General features: G+C 70.7%; 19 protein-coding genes. 15 read left to right on the forward strand and 4 right to left on the reverse strand.

All coding sequences use genetic code 11. The features are described from left to right. The first annotated feature begins 68 nt into the window (after positions 1–68). From ald to ACFY0U_RS28115, 7 genes are all read left to right on the forward strand, one after another. The gene (gene ald / locus ACFY0U_RS28085) at positions 69–1,184 is read left to right on the forward strand and encodes an alanine dehydrogenase (RefSeq protein ID WP_388640981.1); all 1,116 of its coding nucleotides are present in this window, start codon (positions 69–71) and stop codon (positions 1,182–1,184) included. Positions 1,185–1,572: 388 nt separating this feature from the next. Further along, entirely contained in the window at positions 1,573–2,709 is a 1,137-nt protein-coding gene (locus tag ACFY0U_RS28090) for a ParA family protein (protein WP_388640366.1), read from the forward strand. Further along, complete coding sequence (locus ACFY0U_RS28095; protein WP_388640369.1) at positions 2,694–3,263, forward strand: hypothetical protein; 570 nt, start codon at positions 2,694–2,696, stop codon at positions 3,261–3,263. Before ACFY0U_RS28090 ends, ACFY0U_RS28095 begins: the two co-directional genes overlap by 16 nt. Positions 3,264–3,280: 17 nt before the next feature. After that, positions 3,281–4,282: a segregation and condensation protein A gene (locus tag ACFY0U_RS28100; RefSeq protein WP_388640371.1), complete on the forward strand. Its 1,002-nt coding sequence runs from the start codon at positions 3,281–3,283 to the stop codon at positions 4,280–4,282. Further along, the gene (scpB, locus tag ACFY0U_RS28105) at positions 4,279–4,929 is read left to right on the forward strand and encodes an SMC-Scp complex subunit ScpB (RefSeq protein ID WP_388640373.1); all 651 of its coding nucleotides are present in this window, start codon (positions 4,279–4,281) and stop codon (positions 4,927–4,929) included. Before ACFY0U_RS28100 ends, scpB begins: the two co-directional genes overlap by 4 nt. Positions 4,930–4,940: 11 nt before the next feature. Beyond that, positions 4,941–6,062 carry a pseudouridine synthase gene (locus tag ACFY0U_RS28110; protein WP_388640376.1) on the forward strand — a complete coding sequence of 374 codons (1,122 nt, stop codon included), beginning with the start codon at positions 4,941–4,943 and terminating at the stop codon, positions 6,060–6,062. A 341-nt stretch (positions 6,063–6,403) separates the two neighbouring features. Further along, positions 6,404–6,949 carry a TIGR03086 family metal-binding protein gene (locus ACFY0U_RS28115; protein ID WP_388640378.1) on the forward strand — a complete coding sequence of 182 codons (546 nt, stop codon included), beginning with the start codon at positions 6,404–6,406 and terminating at the stop codon, positions 6,947–6,949. Positions 6,950–6,970: 21 nt separating this feature from the next. On the opposite strand, the gene ACFY0U_RS28120 is transcribed toward ACFY0U_RS28115, so the two are convergent. After that, positions 6,971–7,909, reverse strand: a complete 939-nt coding sequence (locus ACFY0U_RS28120) for a DUF72 domain-containing protein (RefSeq protein ID WP_388640381.1) — start codon at positions 7,907–7,909, stop codon at positions 6,971–6,973. A 77-nt stretch (positions 7,910–7,986) separates the two neighbouring features. Between ACFY0U_RS28120 and ACFY0U_RS28125 the strand changes: the two genes are divergently transcribed. Both ACFY0U_RS28125 and ACFY0U_RS28130 read left to right on the forward strand, forming a co-directional pair. Then, positions 7,987–8,706, forward strand: a complete 720-nt coding sequence (locus ACFY0U_RS28125; protein ID WP_388640384.1) for an NUDIX domain-containing protein — start codon at positions 7,987–7,989, stop codon at positions 8,704–8,706. Then, complete coding sequence (locus ACFY0U_RS28130) at positions 8,703–9,719, forward strand: ADP-ribosylglycohydrolase family protein (RefSeq protein ID WP_388640386.1); 1,017 nt, start codon at positions 8,703–8,705, stop codon at positions 9,717–9,719. Before ACFY0U_RS28125 ends, ACFY0U_RS28130 begins: the two co-directional genes overlap by 4 nt. Here ACFY0U_RS28130 and ACFY0U_RS28135 read toward each other — a convergent pair. From ACFY0U_RS28135 to ACFY0U_RS28145, 3 genes are read right to left on the reverse strand one after another with little or no spacing between them, the layout of a single operon-like run. Beyond that, a complete protein-coding gene (locus tag ACFY0U_RS28135) occupies positions 9,716–10,135 on the reverse strand; it encodes a Rieske (2Fe-2S) protein (protein WP_388640387.1) in 420 nt (139 codons plus the stop codon). The genes ACFY0U_RS28130 and ACFY0U_RS28135 overlap by 4 nt on opposite strands. After that, complete coding sequence (locus ACFY0U_RS28140; RefSeq protein WP_388640389.1) at positions 10,132–10,716, reverse strand: DUF6529 family protein; 585 nt, start codon at positions 10,714–10,716, stop codon at positions 10,132–10,134. The genes ACFY0U_RS28135 and ACFY0U_RS28140 overlap by 4 nt, the downstream gene beginning before the upstream one ends. A gap of 26 nt (positions 10,717–10,742) precedes the next feature. Continuing rightward, positions 10,743–11,405, reverse strand: coding sequence for a hypothetical protein (locus ACFY0U_RS28145; RefSeq protein WP_388640391.1), 663 nt, complete (start codon positions 11,403–11,405; stop codon positions 10,743–10,745). Between the two features lie 151 nt (positions 11,406–11,556). Here ACFY0U_RS28145 and ACFY0U_RS28150 point away from each other — a divergent pair, with 151 nt between their 5' ends. The 6 genes from ACFY0U_RS28150 to der all read left to right on the forward strand — a co-directional run bounded on the left by ACFY0U_RS28150 (position 11,557) and on the right by der (position 16,467). Then, on the forward strand, positions 11,557–11,958 hold the full coding sequence (locus ACFY0U_RS28150) for a YidB family protein (protein WP_388640394.1): 402 nt from the start codon (positions 11,557–11,559) through the stop codon (positions 11,956–11,958). 91 nt (positions 11,959–12,049) lie between these two features. Further along, complete coding sequence (aroH, locus tag ACFY0U_RS28155; RefSeq protein WP_046256736.1) at positions 12,050–12,412, forward strand: chorismate mutase; 363 nt, start codon at positions 12,050–12,052, stop codon at positions 12,410–12,412. Next, complete coding sequence (locus ACFY0U_RS28160) at positions 12,409–13,494, forward strand: prephenate dehydrogenase (protein WP_388640397.1); 1,086 nt, start codon at positions 12,409–12,411, stop codon at positions 13,492–13,494. Before aroH ends, ACFY0U_RS28160 begins: the two co-directional genes overlap by 4 nt. 87 nt (positions 13,495–13,581) lie before the next feature. Next, on the forward strand, positions 13,582–14,268 hold the full coding sequence (gene cmk, locus ACFY0U_RS28165) for a (d)CMP kinase (RefSeq protein ID WP_388640400.1): 687 nt from the start codon (positions 13,582–13,584) through the stop codon (positions 14,266–14,268). Further along, positions 14,226–14,909 carry a lysophospholipid acyltransferase family protein gene (locus tag ACFY0U_RS28170; protein WP_388640402.1) on the forward strand — a complete coding sequence of 228 codons (684 nt, stop codon included), beginning with the start codon at positions 14,226–14,228 and terminating at the stop codon, positions 14,907–14,909. Before cmk ends, ACFY0U_RS28170 begins: the two co-directional genes overlap by 43 nt. A gap of 79 nt (positions 14,910–14,988) precedes the next feature. Next, positions 14,989–16,467 (forward strand): ribosome biogenesis GTPase Der, encoded by a 1,479-nt coding sequence (gene der, locus ACFY0U_RS28175; protein ID WP_388640405.1) that lies wholly within the window; start codon positions 14,989–14,991, stop codon positions 16,465–16,467. Positions 16,468–16,501 lie beyond the last annotated feature (34 nt).

A 16,501-nucleotide genomic window follows, 5' to 3' on the forward strand; every position in this document is an offset into this window, starting at 1 on the left:
TGTGCTCATGCGTGCCCGGGTATGTGTTGTATTGCCCCACACCCTCTGAGCCAAGGACCGTGATCGACGTGAAGGTCGGCATCCCCCGCGAGGTCAAGAACAACGAGTTCCGGGTGGCCATCACCCCCGCCGGCGTGCACGAGCTGGTGCGCCACGGCCACCAGGTCTTCATCGAGCAGAACGCCGGTCTCGGCTCGTCGATCCCGGACGCGGAGTACGTCGCCGCGGGCGCGCGGATCCTCGCCACGGCCGACGAGGTGTGGGCCACCGCCGACCTGCTGCTCAAGGTCAAGGAGCCCATCGCCGAGGAGTACCACCGCCTCCGCAAGGACCAGACGCTCTTCACCTACCTGCACCTGGCCGCCTCCAAGGAGTGCACCGACGCGCTCATCGAGTCCGGCACCACGGCGATCGCCTACGAGACGGTCGAGCTGCCCTCGCGCGCGCTGCCGCTCCTCGCCCCGATGTCCGAGGTCGCGGGCCGGCTCGCCCCGCAGGTCGGCGCCTACCACCTGATGCGTTCGGCCGGCGGCCGCGGGGTGCTCCCCGGTGGCGTGCCCGGCACCCAGCCCGCGAAGGCCGTCGTCATCGGCGGCGGTGTCTCCGGCTGGAACGCCACGCAGATCGCCGTCGGCATGGGCTTCCACGTCACGCTGCTCGACCGCGACATCAACAAGCTGCGCGAGGCGGACAAGGTCTTCGGCACCAAGGTCCGGGCGATCATGTCCAACGCCTTCGAACTGGAGAAGGCCGTCCTGGACGCCGACCTCGTCATCGGCGCGGTGCTCATCCCGGGTGCCAAGGCCCCGAAGCTGGTCACCAACGAGCTCGTGTCGCGGATGAAGCCCGGAAGTGTCCTTGTCGACATCGCGATCGACCAGGGCGGCTGCTTCGAGGACTCCCGGCCGACCACCCACGCCGAGCCGACCTTCAAGGTCCACGACTCGGTCTTCTACTGCGTCGCCAACATGCCCGGCGCGGTGCCCAACACCTCCACCTACGCGCTCACCAACGCCACGCTGCCGTACATCGTCGAACTCGCCGACCACGGCTGGGTCGAGGCGCTGCGCCGCGACGCCGCGCTCGCCAAGGGCCTCAACACCCATGACGGCAAGGTCGTTTACAAGGAGGTCGCCGAGGCGCACGGCCTGGAGCACGTGGAGCTCGAGGCCCTGATCGGCTAAGTCACCTTTTCGTAAAGGCGATACGTCAACAAGGCGCGTCAACCACTCACAGGCGGCCGGACCTTGCCCGACAAGGTCCGGCCACATGTGTGTATGGTCACTTTGCGACGCTCGGTCAACTCGCCTCGAACGTAACCCTTTGGTCGATTCGCACACCGGTGAAACCTGCCGTGCGACGGCCGTACGCCCTTGACAGCGCGATGTTTGATTGCCGACACATCCTGCCGGGTCCGGCGGATTGTGTTGCTGTGAACACCCGACACGCCATAGAGTCGCCAACCGTCGGCATGGTGCCACGCTGACCTTGTCTAGAAGTTTCCTGGTCACCAAGGAGGTAAGACGACTTGTGAATGAGTCGACATTTACTCCCGGAGGTGGTCAACCAGGAATGCCTGCACGGGCTGAGGGCCCCGCGGGGTTCGAGGCTGTCGGCTCCGTCGCGGTTCGCACCTTCGCAGCCCACCAGAGCCACCTGAACCGAAGGGTGACTCTGTCAGCACACCAGAGCATGGATGGCCATCACGTGAACGCCATGGCCGGCGACGGAAGTGGCGCGCCCCACAGCCAGTTCGCCGACTACGACGAACTGCCCGAGGGGCACTTCTACGACCCCGACGCCGAATACGAGCCCGACCCCGAGTACGCGGCCACGCTCGCTCCCGACGCTGCCCGTCAGCGCCGTGAGCGCATCGGCCCGACCGGTCGGCCGCTGCCGTACTTCCCGATCCCGGGTCCGCTGACCGATCACGGACCCGCGAAGATCATCGCGATGTGCAACCAGAAGGGCGGCGTCGGCAAGACCACGTCGACCATCAACCTGGGTGCCGCGCTCGCGGAGTACGGACGCCGCGTGCTGCTCGTGGACTTCGACCCGCAGGGCGCGCTGTCGGTGGGCCTCGGTGTCAACCCGATGGAGCTCGACCTCACCGTCTACAACCTGCTCATGGAGCGGGGCATGGCGGCCGACGAGGTCCTGCTGAAGACCGCGGTTCCCAACATGGACCTGCTGCCGAGCAATATCGACTTGTCGGCGGCGGAGGTCCAGCTGGTCTCCGAGGTCGCCCGCGAGTCGACATTGCAGCGGGCCCTGAAGCCGCTCATGGCCGACTACGACTACATCGTGATCGACTGCCAGCCTTCACTGGGTCTGCTCACGGTCAACGCCCTGACGGCCGCGCACAAGGTGATAGTGCCACTGGAGTGTGAGTTCTTCGCGCTGCGTGGTGTCGCCCTGCTGACGGAGACCATCGAGAAGGTCCAGGAGCGGCTCAACCCGGAGCTGGAGCTCGACGGGATCCTCGCCACCATGTACGACTCGCGCACCGTGCACAGCCGTGAGGTGCTCGCGCGTGTCGTCGAGGCGTTCGACGACCACGTCTACCACACGGTCATCGGGCGCACGGTCCGCTTCCCGGAGACCACGGTCGCCGGTGAGCCGATCACCACGTACGCCTCCAACTCCGTCGGCGCCGCCGCCTACCGTCAGCTCGCCAGGGAGGTGCTCGCCCGGTGTCACGCCGAGTGAGTCTGCCGGGGGCCGACGAACTCTTCCGTACGACAGGGGGAATGGCGCTCCAGCCGTCCACTCCGCGGCGGGGGGCCAACGGCGAAGCCCGGGTGCCCGCACCCGCGGGGGAGAGCGACGGGTCCGCGGCCGTGTCGTCCGAGGACGCGCCGCAGTCGGTGCCCGCTCAGGGCGGCGACGGCGACGGGGCGGAACACGTGGCCACGGAACCGGCCGCGGCCGGGGAGTCCCGCAGCCGGGACGCGGCCGCGGACCGCTCCGGGCGACGTCAGGACGCGCAGGAAGGTTCTGCCGCGGCGCCGCGCAAGCAGCGCGGCGGACGGGCGCCCTCGCGCCGCCCCAGCGGGCGGGAGCGGCACGACGAGAAGATCACCGTGTACGTCTCCGCCGAGGAACTCATGGATCTGGAGCACGCCCGTCTGGTGCTCCGTGGCGAGCACGGGCTGGCCGTCGACCGCGGGCGGATCGTCCGCGAGGCGGTCGCCGTGGTGCTGGCCGATCTGGAGTCCCGGGGAGACGCGAGCATCCTCGTACGCCGGCTGCGCGGGCGGTAGCGGTAGCCTGCGGGGCGATGACCTCGAACGACGTTCCCAGCCCCGGCGCGCCTGCCGGTCGTCGGCGTGCGCTGGGGCGGGGCGCTCTGCGGGTCGAACCGGAGAGCGAGCCGGTCGCTGAGGCCGAGGAGCCCGAGGTCGTCGTACCGGAACCCGATCCGGAGCCCGAGACCCCTCCTCGTGAGGCCCCCGCAGAACCCGAGGAAGTCGGCGACGGCGTCTTCAAGGTCCGGCTCGCCAACTTCGAGGGCCCCTTCGACCTCCTCCTCCAGCTCATCTCCAAGCACAAACTGGACGTCACCGAGGTCGCCCTGTCCAAGGTGACCGACGAGTTCATGGCGCACATCAGGGCGATGGGGCCGGACTGGGACCTGGACCAGACGACCGAGTTCCTCGTGGTCGCCGCCACGCTCCTCGACCTCAAGGCCGCCCGGCTGCTGCCCAGCGCCGAGGTCGAGGACGAGGCCGACCTCGCGCTCCTCGAAGCGCGGGACCTGCTGTTCGCGCGGCTGCTCCAGTACCGCGCGTACAAACAGATCGCCGACATCTTCAACCACCGCCTCGACGAGGAGTCCCGCCGCTACCCCCGTACCGTCGGCCTCGAACCGCACCACGCCGAGCTGCTGCCCGAGGTCGTCATCAGCATCGGCCCGGAGGGGTTCGCGAAGCTCGCCGTGAAGGCGATGCAGCCCAGACCCAAGCCGCAGGTGTATGTCGATCACATCCACGCGCCGCTGGTCAGCGTGCAGGAGCAGGCCGGGATCGTCGTGGCCCGGCTGAAGGAGCTCGGCGAGGCCAGCTTCCGCACGCTGGTCGAGGACACCGACGACACCCTCACCGTCGTAGCGCGATTCCTGGCGCTGCTGGAGCTCTACCGGGAGAAGGCCGTCGCGCTCGACCAGGAGACCGCCCTCGGTGATCTCATCGTGCGGTGGACCGGCGGGGAGGGTGACGCCGAGCCGATGGTGACAGACGAGTTCGACCGACCGCCCGAGCCGCCCAAGGAGGACAAGGCGTGAGCGAGGAGACCACCGAGGCCCCGGCCGGGTCGCGCACCGTCGCCGACCTCGATCTCAAGCCCGCCCTGGAGGCCGTCCTCATGGTCGTGGACGAGCCCGCCACCGAGGAACACCTCGCGAAGATCCTCCAGCGGCCCAAACGGCAGATCGCGGACGCGCTGCGGGAGCTGGCCGACGAGTACAGGGTCCAGGGGCGCGGGTTCGAGCTGCGGCTGATCGCCGGGGGCTGGCGTTTCTACAGCCGGCCCGAGTTCGCGGCGGCCGTCGAGGGCTTCGTGCTGGACGGGCAGCAGGCCCGGCTCACCCAGGCGGCACTGGAGACCCTGGCCGTCGTCGCCTACCGCCAGCCGGTGAGCCGCAGCCGGGTCTCAGCCGTACGCGGAGTCAACTGTGACGGGGTCATGCGGACCCTGCTCCAGCGCGGTCTGGTCCAGGAGGCGGGCGCGGAACCCGAAACAGGTGCGATCCTGTACGTGACGACGAACTACTTTCTGGAGCGGATGGGCCTACGGGGCCTGGACGAGCTCCCGGAGCTCGCGCCCTTCCTCCCCGAGGCGGAGGCGATCGAGGCCGAGACGCTGGAAGGGGTTCCGTCGTTCGATCCGGACGCTCCTGATGCGCCGGATGGACACGACGCAGACGACTAGACGGAAATTTGATGCGAAGCAGCAGCGGCAGGAACAGCAGCGGAAACAACGGCGGGAGCCGTGGTGGCAACAGCGGCGGCCGCGGCGGGAACAGCGGTGGCCGCGGTAATTACCGTGGTGCCGGCAACTCCCGCGACGACAAGCAGGGCGGCCGGCCGAAGAACCCCCGCCCGGAGGAGCGGCGCTACGACGTAGGGCCGGGCGCCTCCCCCGAGGGCCCGAAGTCGGGTCGCGGCGCCTCCGCGCGCGGAGGCGCCAAGGGCGGACCCAAGCAGGGCCAGGGCACCGGACGCGGCCGCTGGGTCCCGGCGACCTCCCGCGAGTACGAGGCGCGGGCCGAGGAGCGCAACCGCGAGCGGTACGCGAACAAGAAGGACGTCAAGCTCCCCAAGACCTTCCCGGGCGCCGAGCAGGAGGGCGAGCGGCTCCAGAAGATCCTCGCGCGCGCGGGCTACGGCTCCCGGCGGGCCTGCGAGGAGCTCATCGAGCAGGCGCGCGTCGAGGTCAACGGCGAGATCGTCCTGGAGCAGGGCAAGCGCGTCGACCCGGAGAAGGACGAGGTCAAGGTCGACGGCCTGACCGTCGCGACGCAGTCGTACCAGTTCTTCTCGCTGAACAAGCCGGCCGGCGTCGTCTCCACGATGGAGGACAACGAGGGCCGGCAGTGCCTCGGCGACTACGTCACCAACCGTGAGACGCGCCTCTTCCACGTCGGCCGGCTCGACACCGAGACCGAGGGCGTCATCCTGCTCACCAACCACGGCGAGCTGGCCCACCGGCTGACCCACCCCAAGTACGGCGTGAAGAAGGTCTACCTCGCGCACATCGTGGGCCCGATCCCGCGCGACCTGGGCAAGCGGCTCAAGGACGGCATCCAGTTGGAGGACGGGTACGCGAAGGCGGACCACTTCCGGGTCGTCGAGCAGACCGGCAAGAACTACCTGGTCGAGGTCACCCTCCACGAGGGCCGCAAGCACATCGTGCGCCGCATGCTGGCGGAGGCCGGCTTCCCGGTCGACAAGCTGGTGCGGGTCGCCTTCGGTCCGATCACCCTGGGCGACCAGAAGTCGGGCTGGCTGCGGCGGCTGTCCAACACCGAGGTCGGCATGCTGATGAAGGAAGTCGACCTCTAGGTCTCGCTGTTTTCTCGGTACGACGGCCGGTTCCGGATTCTTCTCCGGGGCCGGCCGATTCGTTTTCGCGCTCCCGCCGGTCTGTACCCCACACGGACGAGGGGAGCGGGCATGATCGCCACGACGACGGGTCTACGGGCCCGGCGGGCCTACGACAGGTACGAGGGCCGGGCGTCCTTGCGGACCGGGCCGGACCGGATCGCCACCAGCGGGTGTCTGGCGGCCCTGGAGAGCCACGCGCGGCGTCCGCTGCCCTCCGGGCCCGGAGGGCCGTCAGAGACGCCTGGGGAGCCGCTGAGGGCCTTGGCGGGGGTTGTCCCGGGGCCGGCCGGGGTGCTGTCGTGAACCCGGGGGAGCTGCTGGAGCGCTCGCTCGCGTACGCGCTGGGGAGCGTGGCCGCGACGGGCGCTGCCGGGATGGGCCGGGCCACGCCCTGTGCCGCGTGGGATCTGGGGGAACTGCTCGCGCACCTCGACGACTCCCTGGACGCGTTGCACGAGGGGCTGACCGGCGGGCGGATCGGGCTGCTGCCGCAGAGCGACCGCGTGTGCGGCTTCCGTACGCGCGCGTGCGCCGTGCTCGGTGCCTGGGCGGCCGGTCCCCGTGATCTGGTCCGGGTCGCAGAACGGCCGCTGGACGTACGGGTGATGGGCGCGGTCGGCGCGGTCGAGATCGCCGTGCACGGCTGGGACGTGGCGCAGGCCTGCGGGCGGCCCCGGCCCTTCCCGGTCGCCCTCGCGGCCGAGTTGCTGCCCATCGCGCGGTGCGTGGTCACGGAGGAGGACCGCGGGGTGCGGTTCGCGGAGCCGGTCGCCGTACCGCCCTGCGCGCCGCCCGACGTCCGGCTGCTGGCCTTCCTGGGGCGGCGCGATTCCTTGCCGGGGTGAGTCCGGCGGAGGCTTCGGCGGCTATGACTCCCGAGCCGCCCTCCCCGACGGCTGCGGGCCCGCGCTCCGCGCGGCGGCGGTCGGCGTGCTGTCGTCGGGCGTCCAGGGCCGAGCGTCGCGGGCCAGCAGGCGCCGCATCGTCTCCGCGGCGCGGACGGCCGCGGTGCCGCAGCAGTTGTTGAACAGGACGTGGAGCTGCTCGGCCCGCCCGCCGAGCGAGCGCAACCGGGGCAGCCACTCGGCGAGTTCGTCCTCGCCGTACTCGTACCGGAAACGGTCCTCCTTGCTGCCCGATCCCCAGGCGGCACTGCGACCGTGGAAGCGGACGACGGACAGCCGCGGCGAGGTGACCGGAGCCACGGGCGGGATGGAGGAGGGCAGTGTCTGCGCCATGTCGACGGCCACCGTGGTCATGCCGTACCGGGCGAGGAGTGCGACGGTCACGTCCGCCCACTCCTTGCGCCACCAGCCGGGATGCCGGAACTCCACGGCGACCGGCCACCCGGCGGTCCGCTCGGCGCACTCCCGCAGGAACGCCCCGGCCCGCTGTCCGGGCCGGAACCACGGCGGGAACTGGAAGAGCACACTGCCGAGCCGTCCGGCCGCCCGAAGGGGCTCGATCCCCTCGGTGAACCGCGCCCACACCTCGTCCAGCACCGCCGGGTTCCCGGGCTCGGCCGGCAGTCCGTCCGGCATCGCGGAACTCCGGGTCGGATGCCCGGTGAGCAGCGAGAACGCCTTGACGTCGAAGACGAAGCCCGGTGGCGTCCGCTCCACCCACTGCCGACTGGTGCGCTCGCCGGGCACCGCGTAGTACGCCGAGTCGACCTCGACGACCGGGAACCGCTCGGCGTAGTGCCGCAACCGCCCCTCGGCGTCCCGTCGCCCCGGCGGATACCAGCCGCTGCCGGTCAACGCGGGGTCCGTCCATGAACACGTGCCCACCAGGATCTCGCCCATGCGGTGCGGTTACCCGGGTTGTGCGATCCCATCCGGCGACTTTATAGTCTCAATGACTATTAAGGGGGTGGGTGCACGTGGCCGCATACGACAAGTACGCCTACGAGCCCTTCGCCGTCACCGTCGATCTCGCCGTCCTCACCGTCACCGAGGGCGCTCTGCACGTCCTGCTCGTGGAGCGCGGACAGGAGCCCTACGCCGGGCACTGGGCGTTGCCCGGCGGCTTCGTGCAGCCGGACGAGTCCGCCGAGACGGCCGCCCGGCGTGAACTCGCCGAGGAGACCGGGCTGTCGGACGTCTCCGGACTGCACCTGGAACAGCTGCGGACCTACAGCGAGCCCGACCGCGACCCCCGGATGCGGGTCGTGTCCGTCGCCTTCGCCGCACTGCTGCCGGACCCGCCCGAGCCGCACGGCGGCAGCGACGCGGCCGACGCCCGCTGGGTGCCGTACGACAAGGCCCGGCCGCTCGCCTTCGACCACGACCGGATCCTGGCCGACGCCCAGGAACGCGTCGGCGCCAAGCTCGAGTACACCTGCCTCGCCACCGCCTTCTGCCCACCGGAGTTCACGCTCGGCGAGCTCCAGCAGGTCTACGAGACCGTCTGGGGCACCGCCCTCGACCGCCCCAACTTCCGCCGCAAGGTGCTCGCCACGCCCGGCTTCGTCGAACCGGTCCCGGGCGCCGCGCGACTGACCGGCGGCCGCGGCAAACCGGCCGCGCTCTACCGCGCGGGCGCTGCGACGACGCTTCATCCGCCTCTGCTGCGAACACCTCGGGAAGGACGTCCCGCATGACCGCCACGACCGTCAGGAAGCGCGCCGCCACGGGGGCCCTGCTGGGGCTCGCCCTGGGGGACGCGCTGGGCTTCCCGACCGAGTTCAACGACGTGCCGTCGATCCTCGCCAAGTGCGGGCCGTGGCGGGAGATGGAGCTGCCGAGGCCGGCGATCGTCACGGACGACACGCAGATGACGTTGGCGGTGGGGCGGGGGCTGCGGACCGCGACCGACCGTGGAGTGCTCTCGCTCGAGGGGATGGTGGAGCCTCTGCGGCAGGAGTTCATCGCGTGGAACCGCTCCCCGGAGAACAACCGGGCCCCGGGCAACACCTGCCTCAGGGCCTGCGAGTTGCTGGAGCGCACCGCTCTCTGGCAGGACGCCAGCCAGATCCACTCCAAGGGCTGCGGCGCCAACATGCGCGTCGCCCCCGTCGGTCTGGTCCCCGGCCTCAGCGACGAACAGCGCTCCGGCGCCGCCCAGTTGCAGTCCGCGCTCACCCACGGTCACCCCACCGCGCTCGCCGCGTCCGACCTGACCGCGCACGCCGTACGGCTGCTCGCCCAGGGCGCCGAGCCGACCGGACTGGTCGGGCTGCTGCGGTCGTACGCCGTGGAGAACCGCACCCGCTACCACCACCGCTGGCTCGGCGACCTGTGGACCCGCAGCCAGGACCCGACGCCGGAGCACTTCATCGCTCGGGGCTGGGACGAGTGCCTGGAGATCCTCAACAGGCTTCAGGAGGCGGTCCGTTCGGTGTCCCCGGAGACCGATCCGTGTCTGGCGACGGGCGAGGGGTGGATCGCCGAGGAGGCGCTGGCGACCGGGCTGCTGTGCTTCCTGCTGTTCGTCGACGAGCCGGTGACGGCCCTGCGGCGGGCCGCCTGCACGGCAGGGGACTCCGACTCGATCGCCTGTCTGGCGGGGGCCTTCGCGGGGGCGTATCACGGGGTCGACGTATGGCCCGCCGAGTGGGCGGACCGGATCGAGTACCAGAGCGAACTGGCGACGCTCGGCGCCCTGTGGGACTAGGCCAGCTGGATCGAGTCGCCCTTGACCGTGATCTGCTTCTCGGCCAGCGGCTGGGTCGCCGGCGGGTTCTCCACCGAGCCGTCCGTGATGCTGAACTTGCTGCCGTGGCAGGTGCAGTTGATGGTGCCGCCGTCGACATTGGCCACCGGGCACTGCTGGTGGGTGCAGATGTTGCTGAAGGCCTTGAACTCGCCCTCCTTCGGCTGGGTGACGACGACTTTCTCGTCCTTGAAGATCGTGCCGCCGCCGACCGGGATGTCGCTGGTCTTGGCCAGCTCCTGACCGGCGGAGGCCTCGACCGTGTCGGACCCGGAGTCGCTGTCGCCTTCGTCGCCGTACTCGCCGCAGCCGACGGTGAACGCGGCGGCGCCCGTCGCGAGGAGGACCGTGCGTCGCGTCGGGCCGTGAGTCGTCATGTAGTCACTCCGAAGGTGCGGAAGAACCAGAGGGCGGAGGTCAGCCAGACGATCGTGAGCGCGGTGAAGACGAGTCCGCCGACGATCGGCAGCAGCCAGTTGGGGAGTCGCTCCGAGCGGAGCAGCAGCATCTTGGCACTGAATACGCCGAAGAAGAAGCAACCCAGGAGGGAGTGCCAGAAAACGCGCGTTTCGTACGTCTGATAGCCCAGCGCGTACAGACAGTGCACCGCCACCGGCACCGACACCAGGAACGCCACCCGGCCCGACCAGCGGTGCAGCACCCCTGACCAGCTCGGACCCGGCAGCCTGCCGTACATCATCAGCGCCGAGAAGAACTGGACGACGGCGAAGAAGATCGCGACCGTCGCCATCCAGGACTTCACCGCGCCCGTACTGCTGAAACCGGCGAGGTTGAAGGCGGTCCCCGCCGGGTCGTGGACCTTGCCGTACACCCCGAGGGCGACCGCCACCGCGGCGGCGACCAGCGCGGGGACCAGATAGCGGGCCGGGCTCTGCCGTGGCTCGGGGGGCTGGGGAGAGGGGAATCCCTGGGTGGCGGCGTTCGGGTCGACGGTCATGGCGGCTCCCTCGTACGGACTGGAGTTCAGGGGGTGACGGGGCGGGCCGTGAGCTGCTGTCCGTCGACCGTCACCACACCGGTCTCCGGGTCGATCTCGGGTGCGGGGGAGGGCTTGCCGTCCTTCTTGAGGATGCCGACCTGGCTGCCGTCCTTCAGCACGATCCAGCCGCCGTCGAACTTCGCGTCGCGCACGGTGGCCGTCGCCCGGTACAGGCCGGACGGCTTGATCGCCTTGTCGGCGGTGAAGGTGTAGTGCCCGCCACCGATGTCGACGGTGCCGCTGATCCGCTTGCCCTCCTTGAGGGTGCCGTTCAGTCGCGCGCCGTCCTTGGCGGTGAGCTTCATGGTGCCGTCGTCCTCGACGTCGCCCTTGAGCCACGACTCCTTGTCCCGGCCGTCGCAGAAGTACGCGATCGCCCGGCGGTCGCGCACGGTCACGGCGATCGCGGAGGAGTCGTCGTCGGTGCGGCCCGCGTAGTCGGCGTCCGGGACGGGCACCTTCGACGGCGAAGGAGAAGGAGAGGGGCTCGTCCGCGTGGGAGTCGGGCTCGGCGACGCCTTCGTGCTCGGTGACTCCTGCACCGATGACGACGTGGTCTTCTCACCTGTGGTCGCGTTCAGCGACAGCATGAACAGGCCCACCAGCAGACCCGCGAGAAGGGTGAACAGCGGTCCGGAACGCTTCATTACGGGCCTCCCCCGAGGCGAGCTTCCTGCCATGAGAGCGGACCCGGGGCCTTGAGTCCAGAGGCGCACGGGCGCGTTCTCGTCCCAGGTAGCGGAATGGGGCAGTCCGGGTGACATTGGCAAGGATCCGGCGCCTCGTGAAAGGCATGACATGGCGGGCAACGACATAGGGGGACTGCTCGGGGGGCTTCTCGGAGGCGGCAAGGGAGGCGGGGCCGACATGCTCGGCGCGCTGCTCTCCGCGCTCGGCAAACAGGGCGGCCACGGCAACAACCCGCTCGGCGGGCTGCTCGACACGCTCGCCAGGTCGGGCCTCGCCGAACAGAAGGACTCCTGGGTCGGTACCGGCGCCAACCAGTCCGTGACCGGCGCGCAGATCCAGCAGGCACTGCCCGACGACACCCTCCAGCAGGTCGCCGACAAGACGGGCGTCTCCCCGGACAAGGCCGCGGACGAGCTGGCCCAGGTGCTGCCGCAGGCAGTCGACCGACTGACGCCGGGCGGACAGGTGCCGGCCGGCCTCGACGAGCTCGCCAGGCGGCAGAACCTGTAGGTGTCTCAGCGGGCGGGCGGCACACACCGGCCCGACGCGGGCTGACTAGGCTGGATGCACCAAGAGCCGTACATCAGCGAGGAGCAGAGCCGTGGCGGTACGAGCGGTCCGGGGCGCCGTCCAACTCGAACGGGACGAAGCCGGTCACATGGACGAGCAGGTCGGAGCGCTGCTCACCGCCGTCCTGGAGCGGAACGACCTCACCGCGGACGACCTGATCAGCATCTGGTTCACGGCCACGCCGGACCTGCACAGCGACTTCCCGGCGGCCGCCGCCCGCAAGCTCGGCATCGTGGACGTCCCGCTGATCTGCGCCCAGGAACTCGACATCGAGGGCGCCATGCCCCGCGTCGTGCGGATCCTCGCGCACATAGAGTCCGACCGCTCCCGTACCGAGATCAACCACGTCTACCTGGGCACCGCGGCCGCCCTGCGCAAGGACATTGCCCAGTGAGAACCGCACTCGTCATCGGCACCGGCCTCATCGGCACGTCCGCCGCGCTGGCGCTGGTCGGCCGGGGCGTCCAGGTCCACCTGACCGACCACGACCCCGAGCAGGCCCGCACCGCCGCCGCGCTCGGCGCCGGCACCGACGAGGCGCCCGAGGGGCCCGTCGACCTCGCGATCGTCGCCGCCCCGCCCGCCCATGTGGCCGCGGTGCTCGCCGACGCCATGCGCCGGGGCGTGGCCCGCGGCTACATCGACGTGGCCAGCGTCAAGGGCGGACCGCGCCGCGAGCTGGAGGCGCTCGGCCTCGACCTGGCTGCCTACATCGGCACGCACCCCATGTCCGGCCGCGAGAAGTCCGGCCCGCTGGCCGCGACCGGCGACCTCTTCGAGGGCCGCCCCTGGGTGCTGACGCCGACCCGGGACACCGACACCGAGGTGCTGAACCTCGCCCTGGAACTGGTCTCGCACTGCCGTGCCGTACCGGTCGTGATGGACGCCGACGCCCACGACCGCGCCGTCGCCCTCGTCTCGCACATGCCCCACCTGGTGTCGAGCATGGTCGCCGCGCGCCTGGAGAACGCCGAGGAGGCCGCCGTACGACTGTGCGGCCAGGGCATCCGTGATGTGACCCGGATCGCCGCGTCCGACCCCCGGATGTGGATCGACATCCTCTCCGCGAACCCCGGTCCGGTCGCCGACCTGCTCACCGACGTCGCCGCCGACATCGAGGAGACGGTGCGGGCGCTGCGGTCCCTGCAGTCCTCCGACGAGGCCAAGCGCGGCGAGGGCGCCGTGGGCATCGAGGACGTGCTTCGGCGCGGGAACGCGGGCCAGGTGCGTGTGCCCGGCAAGCACGGGTCCGCCCCGCGCACGTACGAGGTCGTCGCCGTCCTCATCGACGACCAGCCCGGCCAGCTGGCCCGTATCTTCGCGGACGCGGGACGGGCCGGGATCAACATCGAGGACGTGCGCATCGAGCACGCGACCGGGCAACAGGCGGGTCTGGTGCAGCTGATGGTGGAACCGCAGACGGCGCCGGTCCTGACGGCGGCCCTGCGGGAGCGCGGCTGGGCCATCCGCCAGTAAAGAGGCCGTCGGCGAGCCAGTACCCTTGTGCGGGGCCCCATCGCGCCCCGCTCTCCCCACCACACCGCACCAGGAAGGTGTCCTCCCGTGGAAAACGGCGCCGCCCAGCCCGTGATCGTCGCCATCGACGGTCCCTCCGGCACCGGCAAGTCGAGCACGTCGAAGGCTGTCGCGGCGCAGCTCGGTCTGAGCTACCTGGACACCGGCGCCCAGTACCGGGCGATCACGTGGTGGATGGTGACCAACGGGATCGACATCGAGGACCCGACCGCGATCGCCGCCGTCGCCGGCAAGGCGGAGATCGTCTCCGGCACCGACCCGGCCGACCCGACGATCACCGTCGACGGCACCGACGTCGCCGGTCCGATCCGCACCCAGGAGGTCACCTCCAAGGTCAGCGCGGTGAGCGCGGTGCCGGAGGTGCGGGCGCGGATCACCGAGTTGCAGCGCTCGATCGCCGCCTCGGCGGAGCGGGGCATCGTCGTCGAGGGCCGTGACATCGGTACGACCGTGCTGCCCGACGCCGACCTCAAGATCTTCCTCACCGCCTCCCCGGAGGCGCGTGCCGCCCGGCGCAGCGGTGAGCTGAAGGGCGCGGACGTCAACGCCACCCGCGAGGCCCTGGTCAAGCGGGACGCGGCCGACTCCAGCCGGAAGACCTCGCCGCTCGCCAAGGCCGGTGACGCGGTCGAGGTGGACACCACCGAGCTCACGCTGACCCAGGTCATCGAGTGTGTCGTCACCCTCGTCGAGGAGAAGCGGGCCGGGAAGTGACCGTGCCTTCGGAGCGGGGAGCCGAGGTCGGGCGGCGTATCGGCGTCGGCCTGATGTACGGGCTGTGGAAGCCGCGGGTGCTGGGCGCCTGGAAGGTGCCCGCGACCGGCCCGGTGATCTTCGCCGTCAACCACTCCCACGCCATCGACGGCCCCATGGTCATGGGTGTCGCACCCCGGCCGGCGCACTTCCTGATCAAGAAGGAAGCGTTCATCGGCCCGCTCGACCCGTTCCTGCTCGGCATCGGACAGGTCAAGGTCGACCGGTCGGGCACCGACCGCACGGCCATCACCCAGGCCCTGGACGTGCTCTCGGCCGGCGGTGTCCTCGGGATCTTCCCGGAGGGCACCCGCGGTGAGGGCGACTTCGCCGCGCTGCGCGCCGGGCTCGCGTACTTCGCCGTCCGCAGCGGCGCCGCGATCGTCCCGGTCGCCGTGCTGGGAAGTTCCGACCGGCCTGGACGGTTGATAAAGGCGCTGCCTCCGTTGCGCAGCCGTGTCGACGTGGTCTTCGGTGACCCGTTCGAAGCGGGCGACGGCAGCGGGCGGCGTACCCGCAAGGCGCTCGACGAGGCGACCGAGCGCATCCAGAAGCAGCTCACCGCGCACCTGGAAAACGCCAGGCGCCTGACCGGGCGCTAGGCGACACTAAGTAGTGGATCAAACCGGAGAAACCGGGAGGTCCACCGATCACCACGATGAACGACGAGGTACGGACTTCATGAACGACCACATCCACTCCGACGGCTCGGGCGAGCAGCACGACCACGGAGCGCTTGGCGATGCCGAGTACGCGGACTTCATGGAGCTCGCCGCGGAGGAGGGTTTCGACGTCGAGGACGTCGAGGGCGCGATCGAGGAGGCCGGTCATGGGCCGCTCCCGGTGCTCGCCGTCGTCGGCCGCCCGAACGTCGGCAAGTCGACTCTGGTGAACCGCATCATCGGCCGTCGCGAGGCCGTCGTCGAGGACAAGCCCGGCGTCACCCGCGACCGCGTCACCTACGAGGCAGAGTGGGCGGGCCGGCGCTTCAAGGTCGTCGACACCGGCGGCTGGGAGCAGGACGTCCTCGGCATCGACGCCTCCGTGGCCGCGCAGGCCGAGTACGCGATCGAGGCCGCCGACGCGGTCGTGTTCGTCGTCGACGCCAAGGTCGGTGCGACCGACACCGACGAGGCGGTCGTACGACTGCTGCGCAAGGCCGGCAAGCCCGTGGTGCTGGCCGCCAACAAGGTCGACGGCCAGAGCGGTGAGTCCGACGCGGCCTACCTGTGGGCCCTCGGCCTCGGTGAGCCGCACCCCATCTCCGCGCTGCACGGCCGTGGCACCGGCGACATGCTGGACGCCGTTCTGGAGGCCCTGCCGGAGGCCCCCGAGCAGACCTTCGGCACCGCGGTGGGCGGCCCGCGCCGTATCGCCCTCATCGGCCGCCCGAACGTCGGCAAGTCCTCGCTGCTGAACAAGGTGGCCAACGAGGAGCGCGTCGTCGTCAACGAGATGGCGGGCACCACCCGTGACCCGGTCGACGAGCTCATCGAACTCGGCGGAGTCACCTGGAAGTTCGTCGACACCGCCGGCATCCGCAAGCGCGTCCACCTCCAGCAGGGCGCCGACTACTACGCCTCGCTGCGCACCGCGGCCGCCGTCGAGAAGGCCGAGGTGGCGGTCATCCTGATCGATGCCTCCGAGTCCATCTCGGTGCAGGACCAGCGCATCGTGACCATGGCGGTGGACGCGGGCCGTGCGATCGTCGTCGCCTACAACAAGTGGGACACCCTCGACGAGGAGCGCCGCTACTACCTGGAGCGGGAGATCGAGACCGAGCTCGCCCAGGTCGCCTGGGCGCCCCGGGTCAACGTCTCGGCGCGCACCGGCCGACACATGGAGAAGCTGGTCCCGGCGATCGAGACCGCGCTCGCCGGCTGGGAGACGCGTGTTCCGACGGGCCGCCTGAACGCCTTCCTCGGCGAGCTGGTCGCCGCCCACCCGCACCCGATCCGCGGCGGCAAGCAGCCCCGCATCCTCTTCGGCACCCAGGCCGGCACCAAGCCCCCGCGGTTCGTGCTCTTCGCCTCCGGCTTCATCGAGGCGGGCTACCGCCGCTTCATCGAGCGCCGGCTGCGCGAGGAGTTCGGCTTCGAGGGCACCCCGATCCATATCTCGGTGCGGGTGCGGGAGAAGCGCGGCGCGAAGAAGAAGTAGGCGCGGAGACACAGGAAGGGCGGCCCCCGTCGGG

The organism is Streptomyces sp. NPDC001536 (assembly GCF_042894505.1).
In the GTDB taxonomy this organism is placed as follows: Bacteria; Actinomycetota; Actinomycetes; order Streptomycetales; family Streptomycetaceae; genus Streptomyces.

What these genes read in the sequence shown, in the direction of transcription:
- ACFY0U_RS28100 (WP_388640371.1), top strand. Translation starts at nt 3,281, where the DNA reads ATGACCTCGAACGACGTTCCCAGCCCCGGCGCGCCTGCCGGTCGTCGG.
- ACFY0U_RS28110 (WP_388640376.1), top strand. Translation starts at nt 4,941, where the DNA reads ATGCGAAGCAGCAGCGGCAGGAACAGCAGCGGAAACAACGGCGGGAGC.
- ACFY0U_RS28145 (WP_388640391.1), bottom strand. Translation starts at nt 11,405, where the DNA reads ATGAAGCGTTCCGGACCGCTGTTCACCCTTCTCGCGGGTCTGCTGGTG.
- ACFY0U_RS28135 (WP_388640387.1), bottom strand. Translation starts at nt 10,135, where the DNA reads ATGACGACTCACGGCCCGACGCGACGCACGGTCCTCCTCGCGACGGGC.
- ACFY0U_RS28140 (WP_388640389.1), bottom strand. Translation starts at nt 10,716, where the DNA reads ATGACCGTCGACCCGAACGCCGCCACCCAGGGATTCCCCTCTCCCCAG.
- ACFY0U_RS28130 (WP_388640386.1), top strand. Translation starts at nt 8,703, where the DNA reads ATGACCGCCACGACCGTCAGGAAGCGCGCCGCCACGGGGGCCCTGCTG.
- ACFY0U_RS28090 (WP_388640366.1), top strand. Translation starts at nt 1,573, where the DNA reads ATGCCTGCACGGGCTGAGGGCCCCGCGGGGTTCGAGGCTGTCGGCTCC.
- der (WP_388640405.1), top strand. Translation starts at nt 14,989, where the DNA reads ATGAACGACCACATCCACTCCGACGGCTCGGGCGAGCAGCACGACCAC.
- ACFY0U_RS28120 (WP_388640381.1), bottom strand. Translation starts at nt 7,909, where the DNA reads ATGGGCGAGATCCTGGTGGGCACGTGTTCATGGACGGACCCCGCGTTG.
- ACFY0U_RS28150 (WP_388640394.1), top strand. Translation starts at nt 11,557, where the DNA reads ATGGCGGGCAACGACATAGGGGGACTGCTCGGGGGGCTTCTCGGAGGC.